At 41.3% G+C, this 18,443-nt stretch carries 13 protein-coding genes, 1 tRNA gene and 1 pseudogene; 8 read left to right on the top strand and 7 right to left on the bottom strand.

What is annotated here, in order from left to right; translation table 11 throughout:
• Positions 1 to 712: 712 nt before the first annotated feature.
• The 5 genes from rsmA (at position 713) to RMX69_RS23395 (ending at position 4,333) form a co-directional block, all read left to right on the top strand.
• Positions 713 to 1,555, top strand: a complete 843-nt coding sequence (gene rsmA / locus RMX69_RS23415; protein WP_322638852.1) for a 16S rRNA (adenine(1518)-N(6)/adenine(1519)-N(6))-dimethyltransferase RsmA — start codon at positions 713 to 715, stop codon at positions 1,553 to 1,555.
• 67 nt (positions 1,556 to 1,622) lie between these two features.
• Complete coding sequence (ispE, locus tag RMX69_RS23410; RefSeq protein ID WP_322638851.1) at positions 1,623 to 2,576, top strand: 4-(cytidine 5'-diphospho)-2-C-methyl-D-erythritol kinase; 954 nt, start codon at positions 1,623 to 1,625, stop codon at positions 2,574 to 2,576.
• A 177-nt stretch (positions 2,577 to 2,753) separates the two neighbouring features.
• Entirely contained in the window at positions 2,754 to 3,083 is a 330-nt protein-coding gene (locus RMX69_RS23405; protein ID WP_289795015.1) for a DUF3082 domain-containing protein, read from the top strand.
• A gap of 402 nt (positions 3,084 to 3,485) precedes the next feature.
• Complete coding sequence (locus RMX69_RS23400) at positions 3,486 to 4,091, top strand: GerMN domain-containing protein (RefSeq protein ID WP_289795014.1); 606 nt, start codon at positions 3,486 to 3,488, stop codon at positions 4,089 to 4,091.
• A 170-nt stretch (positions 4,092 to 4,261) separates the two neighbouring features.
• A tRNA-Gly gene (locus RMX69_RS23395) sits at positions 4,262 to 4,333 on the top strand.
• 299 nt (positions 4,334 to 4,632) lie between these two features.
• On the opposite strand, the gene RMX69_RS23390 is transcribed toward RMX69_RS23395, so the two are convergent.
• Positions 4,633 to 5,340 (bottom strand): CHAT domain-containing protein, encoded by a 708-nt coding sequence (locus tag RMX69_RS23390; protein ID WP_322638850.1) that lies wholly within the window; start codon positions 5,338 to 5,340, stop codon positions 4,633 to 4,635.
• Positions 5,341 to 5,559: 219 nt separating this feature from the next.
• A complete protein-coding gene (locus tag RMX69_RS23385; RefSeq protein WP_322638849.1) occupies positions 5,560 to 7,311 on the bottom strand; it encodes a hypothetical protein in 1,752 nt (583 codons plus the stop codon).
• A 649-nt stretch (positions 7,312 to 7,960) separates the two neighbouring features.
• Here RMX69_RS23385 and RMX69_RS23380 point away from each other — a divergent pair.
• From RMX69_RS23380 to RMX69_RS23370, 3 genes and pseudogenes are all read left to right on the top strand, one after another.
• Positions 7,961 to 9,187: a succinate--CoA ligase subunit beta gene (locus RMX69_RS23380; RefSeq protein WP_322638848.1), complete on the top strand. Its 1,227-nt coding sequence runs from the start codon at positions 7,961 to 7,963 to the stop codon at positions 9,185 to 9,187.
• Between the two features lie 272 nt (positions 9,188 to 9,459).
• Entirely contained in the window at positions 9,460 to 10,341 is an 882-nt protein-coding gene (locus RMX69_RS23375; RefSeq protein WP_289795007.1) for a succinate--CoA ligase subunit alpha, read from the top strand.
• 405 nt (positions 10,342 to 10,746) lie between these two features.
• Positions 10,747 to 11,003: pseudogene (locus tag RMX69_RS23370) on the top strand (rubredoxin); the annotation flags it as partial.
• A 51-nt stretch (positions 11,004 to 11,054) separates the two neighbouring features.
• On the opposite strand, the gene RMX69_RS23365 reads toward RMX69_RS23370, so the two are convergent.
• The 5 genes from RMX69_RS23365 to cysK form a co-directional block, all read right to left on the bottom strand.
• Positions 11,055 to 12,515 carry a hypothetical protein gene (locus tag RMX69_RS23365; protein ID WP_322638847.1) on the bottom strand — a complete coding sequence of 487 codons (1,461 nt, stop codon included), beginning with the start codon at positions 12,513 to 12,515 and terminating at the stop codon, positions 11,055 to 11,057.
• An 808-nt stretch (positions 12,516 to 13,323) separates the two neighbouring features.
• Positions 13,324 to 14,412, bottom strand: coding sequence for a sensor histidine kinase (locus RMX69_RS23360; protein WP_289795005.1), 1,089 nt, complete (start codon positions 14,410 to 14,412; stop codon positions 13,324 to 13,326).
• A 5-nt stretch (positions 14,413 to 14,417) separates the two neighbouring features.
• Positions 14,418 to 15,128 carry a response regulator transcription factor gene (locus RMX69_RS23355; protein WP_289799881.1) on the bottom strand — a complete coding sequence of 237 codons (711 nt, stop codon included), beginning with the start codon at positions 15,126 to 15,128 and terminating at the stop codon, positions 14,418 to 14,420.
• 225 nt (positions 15,129 to 15,353) lie between these two features.
• Entirely contained in the window at positions 15,354 to 16,049 is a 696-nt protein-coding gene (locus tag RMX69_RS23350) for an NYN domain-containing protein (protein ID WP_194042607.1), read from the bottom strand.
• A 593-nt stretch (positions 16,050 to 16,642) separates the two neighbouring features.
• The gene (cysK, locus tag RMX69_RS23345; protein ID WP_289795004.1) at positions 16,643 to 17,602 is read right to left on the bottom strand and encodes a cysteine synthase A; all 960 of its coding nucleotides are present in this window, start codon (positions 17,600 to 17,602) and stop codon (positions 16,643 to 16,645) included.
• Between the last annotated feature and the right edge of the window lie 841 nt (positions 17,603 to 18,443).

The raw sequence follows: 18,443 nt of genomic DNA, 5'->3' as shown, positions 1-18,443 counted from the left end.
TGTTAAGCATACCGCCAGCGTTCATCCTGAGCCAGGATCAAACTCTCCGTTTTGTTGTGTTTCGAGTTTGTGGCTCCGAAAAAAATATTTCCCGGAATCCTATCTATAATTTCGATTGTCTTTTTGGGATTTCCCAAAAACAAAATCTTTTGACGAGGATTGGTTTTTTCTTAAGCTTTCAAAGTATTATGTTTTTTAGGTTCAGCGGTCGTTGGCGTCTTTTGCCTTCCGACTTAACTAGAGTAACTATTCATCCCTTAGTTTGTCAAGGGGTAAATTTATTTTTTTTTCTAAATGGGCAAATCACTTGACTGGCATTACTTTCAGTAGAATGACTTAAGCGGCATGAGGAGGCGAGAACGAAAGAACGAAGTGGCTAAACCTGGCTGCTTGTCTCCAAATGGAATCTGATGCAGGTGGAGTGATTATGGAAAAAGGCAGGAGGTAATCTTTCTGAAGGGATTTATCCTGAATCCCTACGCCTGAATTAACTATAATATAAGAGCATAATTGTTGCAGAGCTTGCGATTTAAGACTGCCATTCTACAAATAACGCTTGTATCGGCATTTATCGCGATCGCCATCACTACGTTCGTGGAGCCTTTGGAAGAGAAGATAGGAGTTACAGTGGGTCTAGCGCTGTAGAAGGGCTTCAAAATTTATAATGAATTTTTGAGAAAAAGCTAAAAACTAGACTAGGCAATAAATACAGATGATCCGACCGCGTAAGGTCTTTGCTCAACATTGGCTCAAAAGTGAAAAGGCGCTCGACGCAATAATTAAAGCAGCTGAGTGTACAGAAAGCGATCGCTCCCCCAAAGGCGATCGCGTCCTGGAAATTGGGCCTGGAACTGGCATTCTGACCCGTCGTTTATTACCCTTAGTGCAATCTCTGATTGCAGTTGAAATAGACCGCGACTTATGCCAACTGTTGTCAAAGCAGCTTGGTAAGACTGAAAATTTTTTACTGCTGCAAGGAGATTTTCTGACTCTAGATTTACCATCTTATCTGGCAGCCTTTCCCAATTTCCAACAGCCAAATAAGGTAGTAGCAAATATTCCATATAATATTACAGGGCCAATCATTGAGAAACTACTGGGTACGATCGCTAACCCAAATCCCGAACCATTTGACTCAATAGTGTTGCTGGTACAAAAAGAAGTAGCAGAAAGGTTATATGCTAAATCAGGTTCAAAAGCTTTTGGGGCTTTGAGTGTGCGGGTACAGTATTTGGCTGAGTGTGAGTTAATCTGCACAGTCCCAGCGGCCGCATTCCATCCACCGCCAAAAGTCGATTCAGCAGTGGTGCGATTGCGCCCCCGAAAAATAGAGATACCAGCACTTAATCCCCGACAGTTAGAAAATTTCTTAAAGTTGGGGTTTGGTGCCAAGCGCAAAATGTTACGAAATAATTTGCAATCTGTTATAGAACGCGATCGCTTGAGCCACTTACTGGAACAATTAAAAATAAATCCCCAAGCCAGAGCCGAAGACCTCAGCGTTCAGCAATGGGTAATTTTAGCAAATGAATTGGGAGTAGAAAGTAGGGAGTAGGGAACAAGGCAGATTTTTCCCATTTCTCCTTCTTCATTCCCCATTCCCCATTCCCCACTCCGAGAAAATGCGTTCTTACAGCCTAATTGCCCCTGCTAAAATCAACTTGTATCTGGAAATCATTGGCGATCGCCCCGATGGCTATCACGAGTTAGCCATGATACTTCAAAGTATCGGGCTTGCAGACCAGATTGATGTGCGTTCCATCAGCACTGACAATATCCGTGTTCACTGCAACCACCCACAAGTACCGACAGATAAAAGTAATCTGGCATACCGAGCAGCAGAATTAATGGTAAGGCAATTTCCCGAAGCCTTGGCTAAATATGGAGGTGTGGAGATTACCGTCAACAAGCAGATTCCTGTCGCTGCTGGGTTGGCTGGGGGTTCGACAAATGCAGCTGCTGTGTTGGTGGGGATAGATCTACTGTGGAAGTTGGGGTTAACTCAGTCAGAATTAGAGGAGTTGGGAGGTACACTCGGTTCAGATGTACCGTTCTGTGTGGCGGGTGGAACTGCGATCGCAACAGGTAGGGGTGAGCAACTTTCTCCCCTGCCGAGTTTAGATAACATATATATAGTATTGGCGAAATACCGCAGTCTCGAAGTTTCCACACCTTGGGCATACAAAACCTATCGACAGCAGTTTGGTCACTCTTATATTAGAGATAGTGACAACTTGGCAGCACGTGCTAATGCAGTTCATTCAGGAAAAATAGTAAAAGCGATCCTGGATAAAAATACAAGAGAAATTGCCCAAAAACTGCACAATGATTTAGAGCGCGTGGTATTGCCAGCCTATCCCCAAGTCTTGCAGTTGCGAGAAGTGTTTGCTAATCAGGAAGGCGTTTTAGGAACAATGATGTCTGGTTCTGGGCCAACAGTATTTGCTCTTTTTGAGTCTCAGCAGCAGGCAGAGCAAGTGAAACTGCAAGTCAGGGAAGCAATTCTTGATGAAGACTTAGAATTGTTTGTGACTCGGACAATTACACATGGTATTCAGGTGGCATCTTCAGTTTAAATAAATCTTTATTGTTAATAGAGTATGGGCAATAAGCTGATGAGCTTTTGAGTTGCATAGTTAAAATCGCCAAAAAAATGCAAAGACGCAAAGATGCAATTTGAATGACAACAAGCTGATGAAAATAGTTATTCCTAATGTTTCAATCCCAAATCTAACATCTAAAATCTAAATATTATGAATGACCAAAATCTAACGCCGCAAACAGATGCTAAAGAACAGGTAACAGCTAGTCCATTACGCTGTTTTACTGGGGCGGTGATTTCTGGAGGAATGGGATTTGCAGCGTATTCGCTGATGATTGCGATCGCGACAAATTTTGCTAGTAAACCGATCCATTCAATCAATCCATTGGTAGTGAAGATTTCTTCTGCTGTCCGCACTCTGGTTGTTGGTGTAGTTGCTTTAGGTAGCGGGATTTTTGGTATAGTGGCAATTGGTTTATTGGCTTTGGGAGTACAATTATTAGTACAGCAATTGACTAAGCAAAAAAGTAGTGAAAACTAGTAATTTGCTTTTAATCAGTAATCTAAAAGCACAAGTTTTTCTACTAAGGCAGAACAACTTATCCATACTGTACAAGGAGTTGATTTTACTGTTGCCAAATTTATCTAGCACGAGCAGCAGACGTAGATGCAGTGCTACTAGTTGCAGAAATTCTCTAGTTTACTGTATCCCTACTTGTTTTAGTCAAGCTTTTTGGGATTGACGTAGACACAAAGTGGCTTGTTGTCGGATATGTATGACTCCTTGAATAACAAATGTTGTAATTTTGGTAGATAGTATAAAATTTGACTTTAAGAGATTTTGGGTTGACACTTTAGGGACTGGCTCAATATTCACGAATTTATACGGAATTGATACCAACGACACTGAAATCGATAACAACAACATTTATAAGCAAAATTTATGAACACAATCAAGAGATATTTTTTACCCCCTATTTTTGTGACAATGGTTTTGAGCCTTGGTAGTTGTAGTTCTAATCCTACCGCGAGTAATTTAGACAGCAAAACGCCATCCCCTACCACATCACCGACGAATAGCCTACCTTCTCAGGCTCCCAGCCAAATTCCTAGCGTAGCTCAGTTGAGAGAAAAATCTCCTAATGAAGAATCTTCTAAGGAAAATGCGCCTTCCTCACCAACTTCTAAGGTTGCCACTGCCAAAACAACTACCGTAACACTATACACAAGTGATACCCAGTGTCAAAAACTAATTCCAGAAAAAGTTTCAGTACCAGCTGAGGAACCAGTGACAAATGTCGTGAGTAAAATCTTAGAAAAACGCGATACAAGCGACTTTAGCTTGTCTGGGTATCGTGTCAACATCAAAAATGGCATTGCTACAGTTGATTTACGCATATCTCCTGAGTCAAAGCGGCAAATAACTTCTCTTTCTAGTTGTGAACAGTTTGCTCTGTTTGGCAGTCTCCGCAAAACCTTAACGAGTAATGCTCAATGGAATATTAAAGAGGTTCGCTTCACGGAGCGAGGCGAGGACATTGTTCTTTAGTTAAATATGGTAGTAAGTACCGTCATCAGCTAGCTAAAAAATTTCCTAATCTGAACAGCCACAGGACTCATGCATCAGTAGTTGTCAAAATAGTGTATTTTCTAGCCAATTGAAAACAGATGTAAATAGTGGTATGGTTAATTTTAGGTATAAGTTTATCTTAGCAATCTGCGGGTGTAATTCAGTGGTAGAATGTCACCTTCCCATGGTGAACGTCGTGGGTTCGAGTCCCATCGCCCGCTTTTTAAATAAAGCCTTATTTAACAAGCTTTTCAACGATTTTTTTTATAACCTCTTCCATTGAGGGCAGGGTGGATTAATTGTCGGGATAGAAAAAGTTTTCTCACTCGACCATTGGACTCACAGGCATTGGGCAAAAGGAGTCGGAGTGGTCAAATAGCGCATCAAAAATCATTTGAAGTTGGTTAGCCATCAGCCTTAACGCTTCGGGAAGAGTCCGACAATTTAACTGACGAGCCAGGGAAACTAAAAACTGTCTGACCCTTTGTCCTCGGCGTAGTGCGATCGCCAGTGGCTCTTTTTACCCAAGTGATTTGTAAAAGTCTTTAGAAAAAGCACTAGCAGCATCCACGCGGACAGAATACTGCATTGCCACTACAGCCGGAATACCTTGACCAATCAGCTTTTGAGCTACACCATTAAAGACAGTTTCACTCAAACGAGACATTCCACTTCTGCAAGCGCTGAGAACTACCAATGCAACTCCCCGATCTGAAGTAGGTTGCTCTTGACGCTCCAAATTACCCAACAGTTCACCAAGTTCCTTAGCACTTACATAGTCGGCAGTGCTATCAGATTGCTCAAACACTAGATAACCTTGGGCTTCTCCTAGTGGCGCACCACATTCACAATGAGTTGCACTCTGCTTATAAGCTTTCCGGCATCCTGCTAGGTTACAGCGCTTTCCAAAAAAACCGTGACCATCAAAATGGAGAACGTGAGGAACTTCTAGCAACCGTGTTCGTAGAGCATTCCATGTTGGAGGAGCGAGAATTTCCAGTTGGATTAACCCTTCATTTTTGGTTTGTTGCAGTCCTTGGGCGATCGCTTCTCGCTCAAGAGCAGGTAAGGATTGTAACCCCAGCCTTCTATCACCTGCCCCAGAAGAAATCAACAAGACATTGAGCTGCTCAACAGTCGGTAAGTTGGGACGAGGACTGCGATAGGCAATATAACGAGAGAAAGTCACGCCTTGATGTGCCAGAAAATCATAATCGTTATGGAGCAACTCCAAGGATAATCGGTCAAATGGACAAATTTGGGATAGTAGCCAAATACCCAGGCTTAGAGCTAATTTGTAAACTCAAGTAAAGTACTTGTCTTGTAAGGGTTTCAAGAATTTGAGTCAATAAAGCACTTATTCGCTGAAACTCAGACCTAGTAAGAAGTTGAGTATCCTTAAGATTTTCTTTACGAATCAGCACTTATACTTCACTGGGGATGCTACTTACCCGCCTAAAGTCCGCGTATAAATTACCTGACCTTGGGAATCATAAAGAAAAAGGGATAGATTGGCATTTTCACCAATTACGGCTAGGGCTTCGCGTAAGATTTGCAAGTGATTGGTAACATCAACAGCAGTATCCGAATTCTTAGAATAAGGATTAGCCAAGTTATTTTGCCTGATTTGGTCATACTCAGGGGTTAGTCGGACAATAATTTCTGCATTGTCCATACTAAAGGTGCAAATCCGAATTCCATTAGTACAGGTCTTATCCAAGTCAGTGCGGGTTTGTTGCAAACTACTAACAACTTGTAGTTTTTCTTGTGCTTGTTTGAGCGCAGATGAATAGGGTTCGATGAGAGACTGAGCCTGAGTGTAGTACAAGCTATCTTGGGGAACTTTTTTAGCAGTTTGCAAAGCCTGTTCCCAATATATCGCCGCTGCTTGCCATTGGTTTTGTTGTTCATAAACTTTGGCTTGCTTGGCAGTGCTAAAGGCCTGTTGGTAGGTTTTAACAGCTAATTGTTCTTTAGTAGCGCGATCGCGTACTAATACTAACTTAGGTTTATAATCTACCAACAGCTTTTGGGCTTCTTGGTATCCAACGCTATTTCGGGGAATGGTATTCAAGGCATTAATTACCACCAGCCAAGTAGACTGCGCCTTTCGCCAGTCATTTAAGGATTTAGCAGCAGTTTCCCGCTTCTGGGCTGCAACGGCTACACCTTTTGCCGCCGTTAGTTTTTTCAGCCATTTTTCCTCAATAAATATCTGTTGATTTACAGCGTGCAAACGAACACGATAATTCAGTAATTTACCCTGCACCAGCCCATAAAGTTCACTACTGGAACTTATACTTTCTAGTGGCGCTATAGCCTGTCGCCATAAGTGTTGCCTAGTTTGTAATTCTTCTAAGCTAGATGCTGGAGTTTGAACTTTTTGTGTCGCCAAAGATGCCATTTGCAAAGCTTTGACCACCTGATTGATTTTTTCTGCTCGTCCAGACAAACTTGCTTTTAGTTCCTGTGACAGCTGGTAGCGAGGCGACCAACTAGGAATTACATTCAGGTCTGTGCTGGCTGCTGCAAGTTGCTGTTGTACAGCGATTAATTCTTTTTCAGACTTGGCGCGGCGCATCAGTTGCGGAGATTTTGTTTTTAATTGCTTGGCATTTTGTATTTCCTTACACTCAGACATCACGCAAGGGCGAGTCAATAAGTAAGCACCACCGCCTAAAACTATAATTCCCACCAACACAGCACCCAGTAGGATAGGTTTGACCTGAAATCCTGGCTTTGAAGCCGACAAATTCGGCACATCTGCAAACGGATCAAACAGTTCTTCTTCTTCTTCGCTCTCATTGATTAATGGAGAATATGTCAGAGATGATGAGGGGGATATTACCTCCTCATCTCCTTGTACTTCCTCATCTCCCTCTGTTACCCATCCCCCCGTCGGCTTCAATGCCAAGAAACATTTAGTATAAGGGAGTTGTTCGCCAAAAACTCTGAGGAAACATTGCACCCGCTGCTCTTTGTGGGGTGCTAGAGACTGAAGTACCTCCTCAATGACTGCAAAAATTAGTTGAGCGTCAACGATTACATCTGACGCGTGTTGCGTTAAAATCATTAACTCGCCTTTATTGACGACGCACTTAACCTCGAAGACTTCAGCCGTTGAGACTTCTACAAGTAATTGTTCTTGCAAAGTTTTGGCTAAAAGCTGTAAATCTTCCTGCTGGACTGCTACTTTCATAGAGCTTTCCCGCTGAACTTCTATATAGTTTTGATTATCTTTAAGGGGATGAAATGAACTTTTTAGGTTTGTTGAATGCAAATGCACAATTTAACCAACCACAGCCTGAGAATCTGAACGACCAACTTTCTAACACAAATTCTGACTTTTCACCAAAAATTAAAAAAGTAAATATTGTTCGTAACAATACATTTTTACAGCACTAGATGCAAAATTAAATAATCTGTCTTCAGATATAAATTACAAATAAAAAATGGGAATAATAGAAGGCTTGAGTATTTTCACTGCATTACTTTGCGATAATTAAATTCACAAAAGCTACTGCTTTGCGAAATTCTAGTTGCAGAGCAATTTTTACCAAATTATCTAAAGGTTAAGAAAACGATGCTATGTCAGAGGGTTTTGACAAAAAAGCTAGTTATCTTCTATGCTGGGAAACTTGCTGAGGAGATTAATTATGTGTTGTGGCTCCGGCACAAACAAGTTGACTATCAAAATTAATATGCTTCATTTGCTGAATTCGATAAAATTGATCCGTGAAAAATAAGTTTTTATAGCTGCAAAAAGGTTAATTCTGCAATAAAGGTGCTGCAAAATATCAAGACAGGAATAACCAAAATCTTGGAAAGTGTCAATACAAGGTGTATCAATGGATTTATTAGAGTACCAAGTTAAAGAATGGTTTGCAAAGATAGGCATTCCGGTATTGCCTTCCCAACGAATTGACCATCCTACAGATTTGAAACGGTTAAAAATTCGCTTTCCAATTGTACTGAAATCTCAAGTCCACGGAGCAGAACGGGCAAAAGCGGGCGGAGTCAGGTTTGCCCAAACAACTATCGATGCGATAGCAGCTGCTCAAAATATCTTTAGTTTACCAATATGGGGCGAATTGCCGGAAGTTGTACTGGCAGAATCTAGATACGACGCCAACCAAGAATTTTATCTAGCAGTAGTTTTAGATACAGCTGTCTGCCGACCGGTACTTTTAGGTTGCAAAGAAGCAGACATCGATTGGGAATCGGCTGGAGAAAGAATGCACCATGTTGTTGTGGAACAGGAATTCTCGCCATTTTATGCGCGACGATTGGCTTTGAAAATGGGTTTGCAAGGAACGCTGATGCAGTCGGTAAGCAGCGTTGTGGAGAAGATGTACCACTTATTTGTCCAAAAAGACCTGGATTTAGTCGAAATTAATCCCTTGGCAGTCAGTACTACTAGTCAAGTTATGGCCCTTAATGGTAAAGTCAGGGTCAACGAACGGGCGATCAAGCGTCATCCCGATCTGGCCGAGATGGCAGCAAAAATTATCAGTCGTCATACCACTACTGAAATTAACGGTATTTTGGGTGACTGGGATGGTGTGCAAATGCATGGAAAAATCGGTATTTTAGGTAATGGTACTGGTTCAGTGATGGCAACTTTAGATTTAGTTGCGAATGCTGGTGGCAACCCAGGTGTTTGTTTGAATCTACGTCATGCTTTCCTTACAGATACTACACCAACTACCTTCCGCGATCGCCTAGAAACAGGTTTGAAAATGCTGGAGGCTGATAAAAGCATTCAAGTAATACTAATTAACTTTCTGGGTAGCATTCCGCAAACTGAGGAAGTGGCTGAAGTTATAGCTAGAGTTGTGCAGCAAGACAACAGCGAACTTCAATCACAGGTTGTACGTTCTAATGGTAGTAAAGTTCGGCGACAGCTTAATTTTCCATCCTTAGTTGTCCGTCTTGCGGGTTCTGAATTTAACACTGCGAGAAAATATTTGACAACACTAAAAACCCACACCGATGCGCTCGTCGTGGTAGAAAATTTAGATGAGGCAGTTGCAGCAGCAGTTCTCCTTGCTAAACCAACGGCTAATAAAAGATAGTGAATGTCATTTTGTTCCAATTCAAAAATCAAAAATTATTAGTTTTTACCTTCAGGTATAAATTGTTGAATTTGATGCTCAAATCAAGTAAAGCTTTGCTTTTTGGAACTAAATTATATAGTACATTCAAACTGGATATTCCTATCTAGAGGCGCGTTTTCTGACTTTTGGAACACTCGGCTTCAAAACTAGTTTTTGGAATTTCAGTAAAAATTGAATCAATATGCCCAGTGGTTGAAGGCGCTGGGTTGCCAAATTTACGGTAATTTTTTATGAACCTAACGCCAGAAAGTAAAGTCTTAATTCAAGGCTTTTGTGAATTTATATCAAGCACTCATGTTGCTCAAATGAAAGCTTATGGCACAAATTTAGTAGCTGGTGTCAATCCTGGATGCGGCGGACAGGAACTGCATGGACTGCCAGTATTTGATTTAGTAGAGGAGGTAATAGAACAATTTGGGGCAATTGACACAACAATTATTTGTGTAGATCCTTACGACGTATTGGATGCGGCATTAGAAGCGATCGCATCTAAGATTCGCCAGATTATTATTATTACTGCTGGTGTGCCGCCTTTGGATATGGTGCAATTACTCCGCAAAGCCGAAGCTTGTGAAACTTTGGTAATCGGGCCAAATAGTCCGGGGATCATCGTACCGGGAAAAATTCTCTTAGGGACTCAACCCAGCGAATTTTATACCCCTGGAACAGTGGGAATCGTTAGTCGTAGCAGCACCCTCACCTACGAAATTGCTTACGAATTAACAAAAGCAGGTTTAGGGCAGTCGATTAGTGTCAGTATTGGTAGTGATGCGATCGTTGGTTCCTCGTTTTTGCAATGGCTGCAAATTCTCGATGAAGATGAAACCACACAAGCGATCGTTTTAGTCGGTCAACCCGGTGGTGGTAGTGAAGAAGCAGCAGCGCGGTACATTGCTGAGGCAATTGATAAACCAGTAATTGCCTACATTGCAGGTAGACTTGCACCGCCAGGAAAAAGTTGGCGTCAAACTGGGACTTTAGCAACGGTTATTGGACGCGATCCTAACTTTGGCACAGCCCAAAGTAAATTAGCCGCTTTAAAAGAAGCAGAAGTTACAGTAGCCGAACGCCCTTCTCAGATTCCAGAATTATTGCGAAAGGAGATTAACTAATTACTAATACTTCTCTACGAGAGGCTGTGCCCGAAGCGTAGCTATGCCGCAGGCTTTACGGCTACGCTCAGTACAAGTTCGTAATTCAATTCTTAACTACGAATTACGAATTACGAATTACGAATTATTTTAATGAACGATTTTGAGGGAACAGGTAGGCGATCGCAGCATAACCCCAAGCACTGAGTAAACTAACCAAAAAAGCAGCCAAAATAAAAGTAGACATAATGTTACACTCTATGCATTTCTAAAATCCTGGCATTCATCAACAAACCAAGATTTTGGATACTTTCAAATTAGCAATTGGCTATGACACAGCCATGACTACCTTGTGTCAATCCCTTGTATCTCAAAGGCTTTAACCAGAGAGGCCGCAATAGATAAATTTCAACCTCCTGCCTTCTCCATTATGCCCGTCAGTATTCAGAAGCACTCCAAGCTTTAGATGAAGTGGCGAGTGCAGTCAAGGCAGCAACGATCCGGCGACTCAGAAATGGATTTGCCGCCAGTGTTCAATGATTTACGATCCAGTTGAAGGCGATCCTGATTCGGGTATTGTTCCTGGTACACCATTTGCGGCTATTCCTGAAGATTGGCGTTGCCCGATTTGTGGTGCTACGAAGAAAACGTTTGTTCCTTACGAAGAAGCTGTAGCTGCTTAGGAATTTGCCAAACCGGGTTATAGCAAAACCCGGTTTATTACACCGTCGATATCACAAAATCGTAGTAAATTCGCTTCCTCCAAAGATTGTAGTGCCAATTGGGGTAAGGGTGACAGTATTGTTAAATTGAAAAGGAATAACACCTGGTGATGCACCTAACTTAACAGTTAGTGAGTCTAACACTGAGGAAAGTCCTAGATTAGAATTAGTTAGCAATGCATTGCCTAAATTGTTGTTTACGACTTCAAAAGAGTCATTGGGATGAGAATAATTTGTGAGATAATCTTTAATGAAATTACCAAGGGGGATGACATCTTTGAATGCGCTTGGGTCAATTCCATCAATATAATCCAAGTTGACGGCGACATCAGCAACACTAGCACCATCAATCGGAAGTAAAATATCTTCTAATTGAAATGAGACAATATCGTTAATATCACCATTGGCTGTGCGGGTAATTGTGGTGTCAAATTGGAAAGGAATAATTTTTGGTGACACATCCAGATTAACGCTTAATGAGCCCAACACCCCAGATAGTCCTATAGTGCTATCATTTAGTAACCCTTGGGTAAGGTCGCGATTGAGGACTTCATACAAGCCTGCTTCTACTGGATAATTTGCCAAGAAATCTTTAATGTAATTACCGATGGGTATGACATCTTTTAAGGCGCTTGGGTCGATTCCATCAACATAATCTAAATTAACAGTGACATCGGTAACTATACCACCATCAATTGGAGATGTAACGTCTTCTAAACGAAATGAAACAATATCGTTTATGTCGCCATTTGGGGTACGAGTATTTGTATTATTAAATGGGAAAGGAATAATGGCTGGTGCGACATCAAGATTCACACTTAAAAAGTCTAGCACGGAGGAAAGCCCTAGATTGTCATCACTTAGCAATTCTTGAGTGAGATTGCGATTGATGACTTCAAACAAGTCATTGGGATTATTTGGATAATTAGTTAAATAATCTTTGACTTGATCAGCTATCACTCCGACTTCTTTAAAGTCACTAGGGTCTACTCCATTAATATAATCAAGGGTAATGGTGACATCCGCATTCTCTCTATTTGTAACATCAAGCTGAATATCTTTTAACTGAAACGAGACAATATCGTTAATGTCTCCATCTGAGGTACGAGTATTTGTATTATTAAATGGGAAAGGAATAACTTTTGGTGACACATCCAAATTAACACTCAATGAGTCCAATATTTTAGAAAGCCCTAGATTCTCATCATTTAGCAATTTATTGGTGAGATTGCGATTGATAACTTCAAATAAGTTATTAGGATTATTTGGATAATTAGTCAAGTAATCTTTGATATTATTAGCAATGGGTACAACATTTTTTAATTCACTTGGATTCAGCCCATCGATATAATCCAAGTTAACTGTAACATCAACAACTTCCTTATTCTCCACTTGAAGTCGAATGTCTTCTAACTTAAACGAAACTAAGTTAGATGTGCGTGCTTTGCTATCAAAATTGCATGACTGTGACATAATCTAATTTCTCCAGAAAGTTTTCGCATTCTCTAATTTCTAGAATACCAAAGTTGGGTATTGTTATCTTTGCTGGACACAACTACGCTCTAATTGCGCGAACTCCAACTCCTTGTCGCAAAATTTCTATCATGCATCATATCCGACTTTGCACGATCACCAAACCTCCTTAAGTTGTGAAGTTATAACCACCATTGTCAATTAAATTTTGTGCTTAACTCCTTCCCTCCCAAATCAAAAGTTGCCTTGAAGCTGCAACAAAGCAGTTGAGATGCTTGATGATTTTCTAGCCCTAAAATTTTCGCTATTTCCGGTAGAGTTTTACGTTTTATATCAGAAACACATCCCATATGTAGGTACTTAAAAGCTTCAAAGCTTCTAATACCAATTCTGTATGAAGATGCGCTAAACCATATTGAAGTACAAGAAATAAGAAAGAGAAACAAACCGCATTCGCGTTAGCGTCTCCCCTTGGGAGAAGGACGCATTCGCGCAGCGTCTCGTAAGAGTTGGACACAAAGAAAGAAGTTAAAAGGGTTTGGCGCAGCCTCACAAAGAAATGGTATAACTTCTGGAAAGAGGTTTTGATACAACTGGCAGTATTCGTCCACAAATTTTACTGTGGGTGCGGGTGGGCGAGGCTCAACCATACTCTCTTTCTAGTGTTTTTGCGTTCGCGTAGCGTGCCGGAGGCACTCGCCCTTAATTATACTTTGCCGAGAGTGATAAAAGCGCCCAAGGAAAGCGATCACATTCCCAATGGATGTAAAGAAACATTTCTGTTTCTTGAAAGAGGGTTAAACTCAACTCAAGCCAAAGGCAGAAAAAAGCGAAACGTACTACCAACTTTCAATTCGCTTTCAACCTGAATTTGACCGCCTTGTAATTCAATCAAACGGCGGGAAATAGTTAAACCAATACCAGTACCTCCCGAATGGCGATCGCGCGATTGGTCGGCTCGCCAGAAGCGCTCAAACACATGAGGCAAATTTTCTGGAGCGATACCAATGCCTGTATCACTAACCGCAATCCAGAGTTGAGATGCGTCAATCCCAACAGTAATGGTAATTGAACCTTCGTTAGTATAACGAACTGCATTACCTAGCAGATTAACCAATACCTGTTCCGTGCGGTCAATATCTGCCAATACAGGAGGTAGCACTGATGGACATTGCAAGAGCATAACTGGCCCATCTTCTAATAGTTGGTCGGTAAATTTCTCCACTAATGACTCTAACAACGGATATAAATTTACCCGTTGGATATTAATTGGTAGATAACCTGCTTCTGCCTTAGATAATTCTTGTAAATCGTTCACCAATCGCTCTAAGCGCCTAGTTTCTTTCGCTAAACGCCGATAGATTTCAGGAGATGCTTCAATTTCCCCATCAGCCAGTTCTTCCAAGTAACCGCGCACCACAGTTAATGGTGTACGTAGTTCATGGGTCATGTCCCCAATTACTTCTCGCCGCCGTGCTTCTACCCCTTCTAAACTGGCAGCCATTCGGTTGAAACTAGCACTCAGTCCACTTAGTTCTGGAATGTCAGACACAGGTAGTCGTGCATCCATTTGACCAGCAGCAAATTTTTGGGTGATTTGTTCCATCTCGGTCAATCGCTGCATAATTCGTCTGGACACCCAGTAACTCAATCCTCCGGCGGCAGTAGTACCGACTAAGACTGACCAAATAGTGCTGCGCTGCCAAGCAAGTTCAAATCCTGTAACCAATTCCGCACGGACATCGATTAAGTCGAACCCCTGATTCTCTAATCCTTCCAAATGCAAGACAAATAAGCGGGGGGAAGAGATTTTGCTGATGCTCACCAGACTAGCTACCCCCACGATCATTACTACTAAATGGGAGAAAAATAGCCGTCCTCTCAGCCCCATCTTCATAACATTTACGCTACCAGAAGATCTTCAAATTTATAGCCCACCCCAACAACAGTTCTAATAAAAGTCGGATTTGCCGGATCGGGTTCAATCTTTTTTCGCAACCGAGCTACATGAGTATCTACCACTCGTTCATCGCCAAAAAAATTATCTCCCCAAAGTTTATCAATTAGTTGAGTCCGGTTCCAAACTCGACCAGGATTACTGACAAAGGTGGTTAGCAAGTTAAATTCTAGGGTAGTTAAGTCCAAAATTTCAACTTCTTGAGAATTTATCTGGCGACTGGCAGTGCGCTGGTCTACATCAACAATAAAGTGTTGGGTACGATTGACTTGGTGTTGTCCCCCTTGGCGGAGGCTACGCCGTAATAGTGCCCGCACCCTAGCTACCAACTCTCTGGGGCTAAAGGGTTTGACCATATAATCATCAGCACCAGTAGATAGACCAATGACGCGATCTATTTCCTCACCCTTAGCCGTGAGCATTAAAATGTAAGGATCTTTTGCACCTGGTTTCTGGCGAATTCGGGCACAAACTTCCAACCCATCCAAACCAGGAATCATTAAATCTAGAATGATTAAATCCGGTGGTTGCTCTTGAAACATCCGCAAAGCATTCATGCCATCGCGGCTAGTGCGACAAAAAAATCCTTCTTTTTCTAAAGATAGTTCGATTAAACGAGCAATTTCTGGTTCATCTTCAACTATTAAAATATCCATCTGAAATATAGGGTCGAGCAAAATTTGCACAGGAAATACACGGGGACACAGAGATATCTTTTATGCGTTCCTGTGTCTCCCACTCTCCACCTCTTTTTAATTAGGAATGAGAATTAAATAACATCGACTTTTGTAGGTTAGGTTGAGGCACGAAACCCAACGCCCCAGAGATGTTGGGTTTCGCAGACTCAACCCAACCTACACAGGTTATTAAATCCACGATCCTTAGAGGTTTGAATTTGACGACGTGCGGTAACTATAGCCAAGATTAGAATCTTTTTGAATGTGTGTTTTAATACTATCAAGATCAATGAAGCAGTCAGCAACATCAATCAAACTTTCACTAGTCGTTGTTTGCAGACTGACTACTTCCACCCGAACCCCCATTCTGCTGACAGCGTTCACCGCATAAGCTAAATCTCCATCGCCACTGACTAAAACCGCTGTGTCATAGTAAGGAGCTAAAGTTATCATATCTACAGCAATTTCTACGTTCAGATTTGATTTTTTGAAATTCTCTGCTGGTACAACCAGTTCCTTTGCCACTACGCGATAGCCATTGCGACGCATCCACAAAAGAAAACCCTGTTGCTTTTCATTACTGATATCAACCCCAGTATAGAAAAAAGCACGCAATAGTCTGGAACCACTGGTTAAATGACAAAGCAATTTAACGTAGTCAATTTCTATGCCGAGTTGTAAGGCTGTATGGAACAGGCTTAAGCCATCAATAAAAATAGCAACTCGACCACGATTTAAGTTATTCAAAATCGAACTATCAGGTGCAGGATCTCGCATCTTGGTATCTTTACCTTTGACAGCAGTATCGCTCAAATTTTGCCCTTGCCAATGTGGTTTCGCTTTGAGTACTTTCGATTCCTTAAATTCATTTCTTTGTTTGCTAAAATTAGTTATAATCATTGATACCTCTGATTTTAAAGCTGTAAAGAATTTTGACTAAATTTTCTATAGTATAGTCTGTGCTTGATTTATAACCTAGCAGGTAATGGTCTTAAGTCACTATATGCAGATAAGTTTAACTGGTGCTAAACAAGATTAAAAATAGACAGCGCAAGGTTTTCACTATTGTTGTGGTTGATTCAACGAGATATTGCTTCTGCCCACAGATATGTTAATCTTTACCCACCGAGACAGCAAGAGTTTCGATAAAATAAATCTTTTTGTCAGGGTAAGGGCTGTTTTTGTTAGGTCTGTATTGCACTCAATCCAGAAGCACTATATCTATAATTGCGTAGGCATGAACTGTAAGACCTGTAATAGGGGCAACCCGACATAAGCAAATTCCGCACAAGAATCCCACTGCTTTTAGGGGGAATGAGCGTAGCAATATTTACGCAGCTGTGGGAGTGTCAAAGAGTTAGAAGCACTAATAACGTAATATGGGATGCGATCGCACCTCAAAAGGTAACTCAAAAAGTAAGTTGTATTAATTTATATAAGAGCCAAATGAGAAGGACAGAGATGATTCGTTGCTCTCTTGTCCCTCTATTTGCCTAACGCACGCCAGCAGTTTCTAAAGACAAATCTTGAAACATGGGTGTGCTGAGATAACGTTCGCCAAAGGAAGGCTGAATCATCACGATTAAACGTCCGGCATTTTCTGGACGTTTACCGACTTGAATTGCAGCACACAAAGCTGCACCAGAGGATATCCCAGATAATAAGCCTTCTTCTTTTGCCAAACGTCGCCCATAGGCGATCGCTTGTTCATCGCTGACTCTAATTACTTCATCAACCAATTCTAAACGGAGGACATCTGGGATAAATCCAGCCCCAATACCTTGAATTTTATGTGGCCCAGCTTCACCACCAGAGAGGACTGGGCTATTGCTGGGTTCAACTGCGATCGCTTTAAAAGTCGGCTTGCGCTGCTTAAGTACTTCTGCAATCCCAGTAATCGTCCCACCAGTACCTACCCCAGCAATGACGATATCTACTTCCCCGTCTGTATCTGTCCAAATTTCTTCAGCGGTGGTTTCCTGGTGAACTTTGGGGTTAGCAGGGTTGCGGAACTGTTGCAGCATAAAAGCATTAGGAGTATTAGCCACAATTTCTTCGGCTTTGCGAATTGCTCCCCGCATTCCCTCAGCACCTGGTGTCAACTCTAAAGCTGCACCATAAGCCCTGAGCATAGCGCGTCGTTCTTGGCTCATAGTCTCTGGCATGGTCAAAATTAAACGATAGCCACGCGCTGCTGCTACCATTGCTAGAGCAATACCTGTATTACCGGAAGTAGGCTCAACTAAAATGGTTTTTCCTGGGGAAATTGAACCAGCAGCTTCCGCCGAGAGTACCATACTTAACCCAATGCGGTCTTTCACCGAAGCCGCCGGGTTCATCCCTTCTAATTTAACAACTATCCTTGCTACTACTCCCTCAGCTTGAGGAATCTTGTTCAGTTGAACTAAAGGAGTTCGTCCAATCAGTTCTGTTATGTCTTGAGCAATCCGCATTATTTAACCCCTAAAATCCTAAATCTTAGTACAGAGTATTTACTTATAACAATAAGCTTTGATGTATTTATTTTGTTGTTTAATGTCAATGAGTGCATATACTATGTATTCTAACTAAACCACAAAATATGAAAGTTTAGGAAGAACTTTTATGAGATATTCCCATTGATTCTCACTTTATAAGAGGCTAGCTCACTATTCTTCTAGTTTACCATTTGGAACTGCTAACTATTGTCTCTTTGGTTGAGATTAAATTTTTATAATTCTGTATATATGAATATTTTTTAAATTATTTTCTCTTTGTTCTGGAAATATAATTTACTTTCCAAATATTTAATTGCTTTTTCTAATTTATTAGTCTATCTTTATCAAGAGACATTGATATTTTCTTTTGAGTGCAGATTTTATCAATCCCAAATTACATCTAAAACAGTCTTTAACCATTGCCTACATTGCTTTGAGATTGAGTGCAAAAACTCCAGAACCCCACCTCGAAAATACTAGAACCCCGTCTGAAAAACACTAGCACCCATACCCCAATGAATTTTTATCAGACTTATCAGGTGCGGATTACAGGCTTTGAGTACTACTCTAATGAATTTAATAATCTTAACAGGGCTGGGGTAAACTGTTTGGTGGAGAGCGGCTGATATAAATCGTATAGGATTTACGCAGAGATTCCCCTCTACCCCCCAACATTCCTGAGCGAAAGCTTAGTGAACTAGGGGGGACTTCTTAATCTCCCTTTTGAGAGTAAGAAGAAACCAGATTCCCGAATCAAGTGCGTTTTTTCTGACTGAATAATCCTATGTTTTGCAAAAAGGGTGGTAACTTTTTATTA

It is taken from the genome of Nostoc sp. EspVER01, assembly GCF_034530635.1.
In the GTDB taxonomy this organism is placed as follows: domain Bacteria; phylum Cyanobacteriota; class Cyanobacteriia; order Cyanobacteriales; family Nostocaceae; genus Nostoc.
Note: the sequence above shows the minus strand (reverse complement) of the source record. Positions and strands in the feature narration are given on the sequence as shown.

Coding starts and splice junctions, on each gene's coding strand:
- RMX69_RS23355 (WP_289799881.1), bottom strand. CDS start 15,128: ATGGATATTTTAATAGTTGAAGATGAACCAGAAATTGCTCGTTTAATC.
- ispE (WP_322638851.1), top strand. CDS start 1,623: ATGCGTTCTTACAGCCTAATTGCCCCTGCTAAAATCAACTTGTATCTG.
- RMX69_RS23380 (WP_322638848.1), top strand. CDS start 7,961: ATGGATTTATTAGAGTACCAAGTTAAAGAATGGTTTGCAAAGATAGGC.
- RMX69_RS23350 (WP_194042607.1), bottom strand. CDS start 16,049: ATGATTATAACTAATTTTAGCAAACAAAGAAATGAATTTAAGGAATCG.
- RMX69_RS23405 (WP_289795015.1), top strand. CDS start 2,754: ATGAATGACCAAAATCTAACGCCGCAAACAGATGCTAAAGAACAGGTA.
- RMX69_RS23375 (WP_289795007.1), top strand. CDS start 9,460: ATGAACCTAACGCCAGAAAGTAAAGTCTTAATTCAAGGCTTTTGTGAA.
- RMX69_RS23360 (WP_289795005.1), bottom strand. CDS start 14,412: ATGAAGATGGGGCTGAGAGGACGGCTATTTTTCTCCCATTTAGTAGTA.
- RMX69_RS23385 (WP_322638849.1), bottom strand. CDS start 7,311: ATGAAAGTAGCAGTCCAGCAGGAAGATTTACAGCTTTTAGCCAAAACT.
- RMX69_RS23400 (WP_289795014.1), top strand. CDS start 3,486: ATGAACACAATCAAGAGATATTTTTTACCCCCTATTTTTGTGACAATG.
- cysK (WP_289795004.1), bottom strand. CDS start 17,602: ATGCGGATTGCTCAAGACATAACAGAACTGATTGGACGAACTCCTTTA.
- RMX69_RS23365 (WP_322638847.1), bottom strand. CDS start 12,515: ATGTCACAGTCATGCAATTTTGATAGCAAAGCACGCACATCTAACTTA.
- rsmA (WP_322638852.1), top strand. CDS start 713: ATGATCCGACCGCGTAAGGTCTTTGCTCAACATTGGCTCAAAAGTGAA.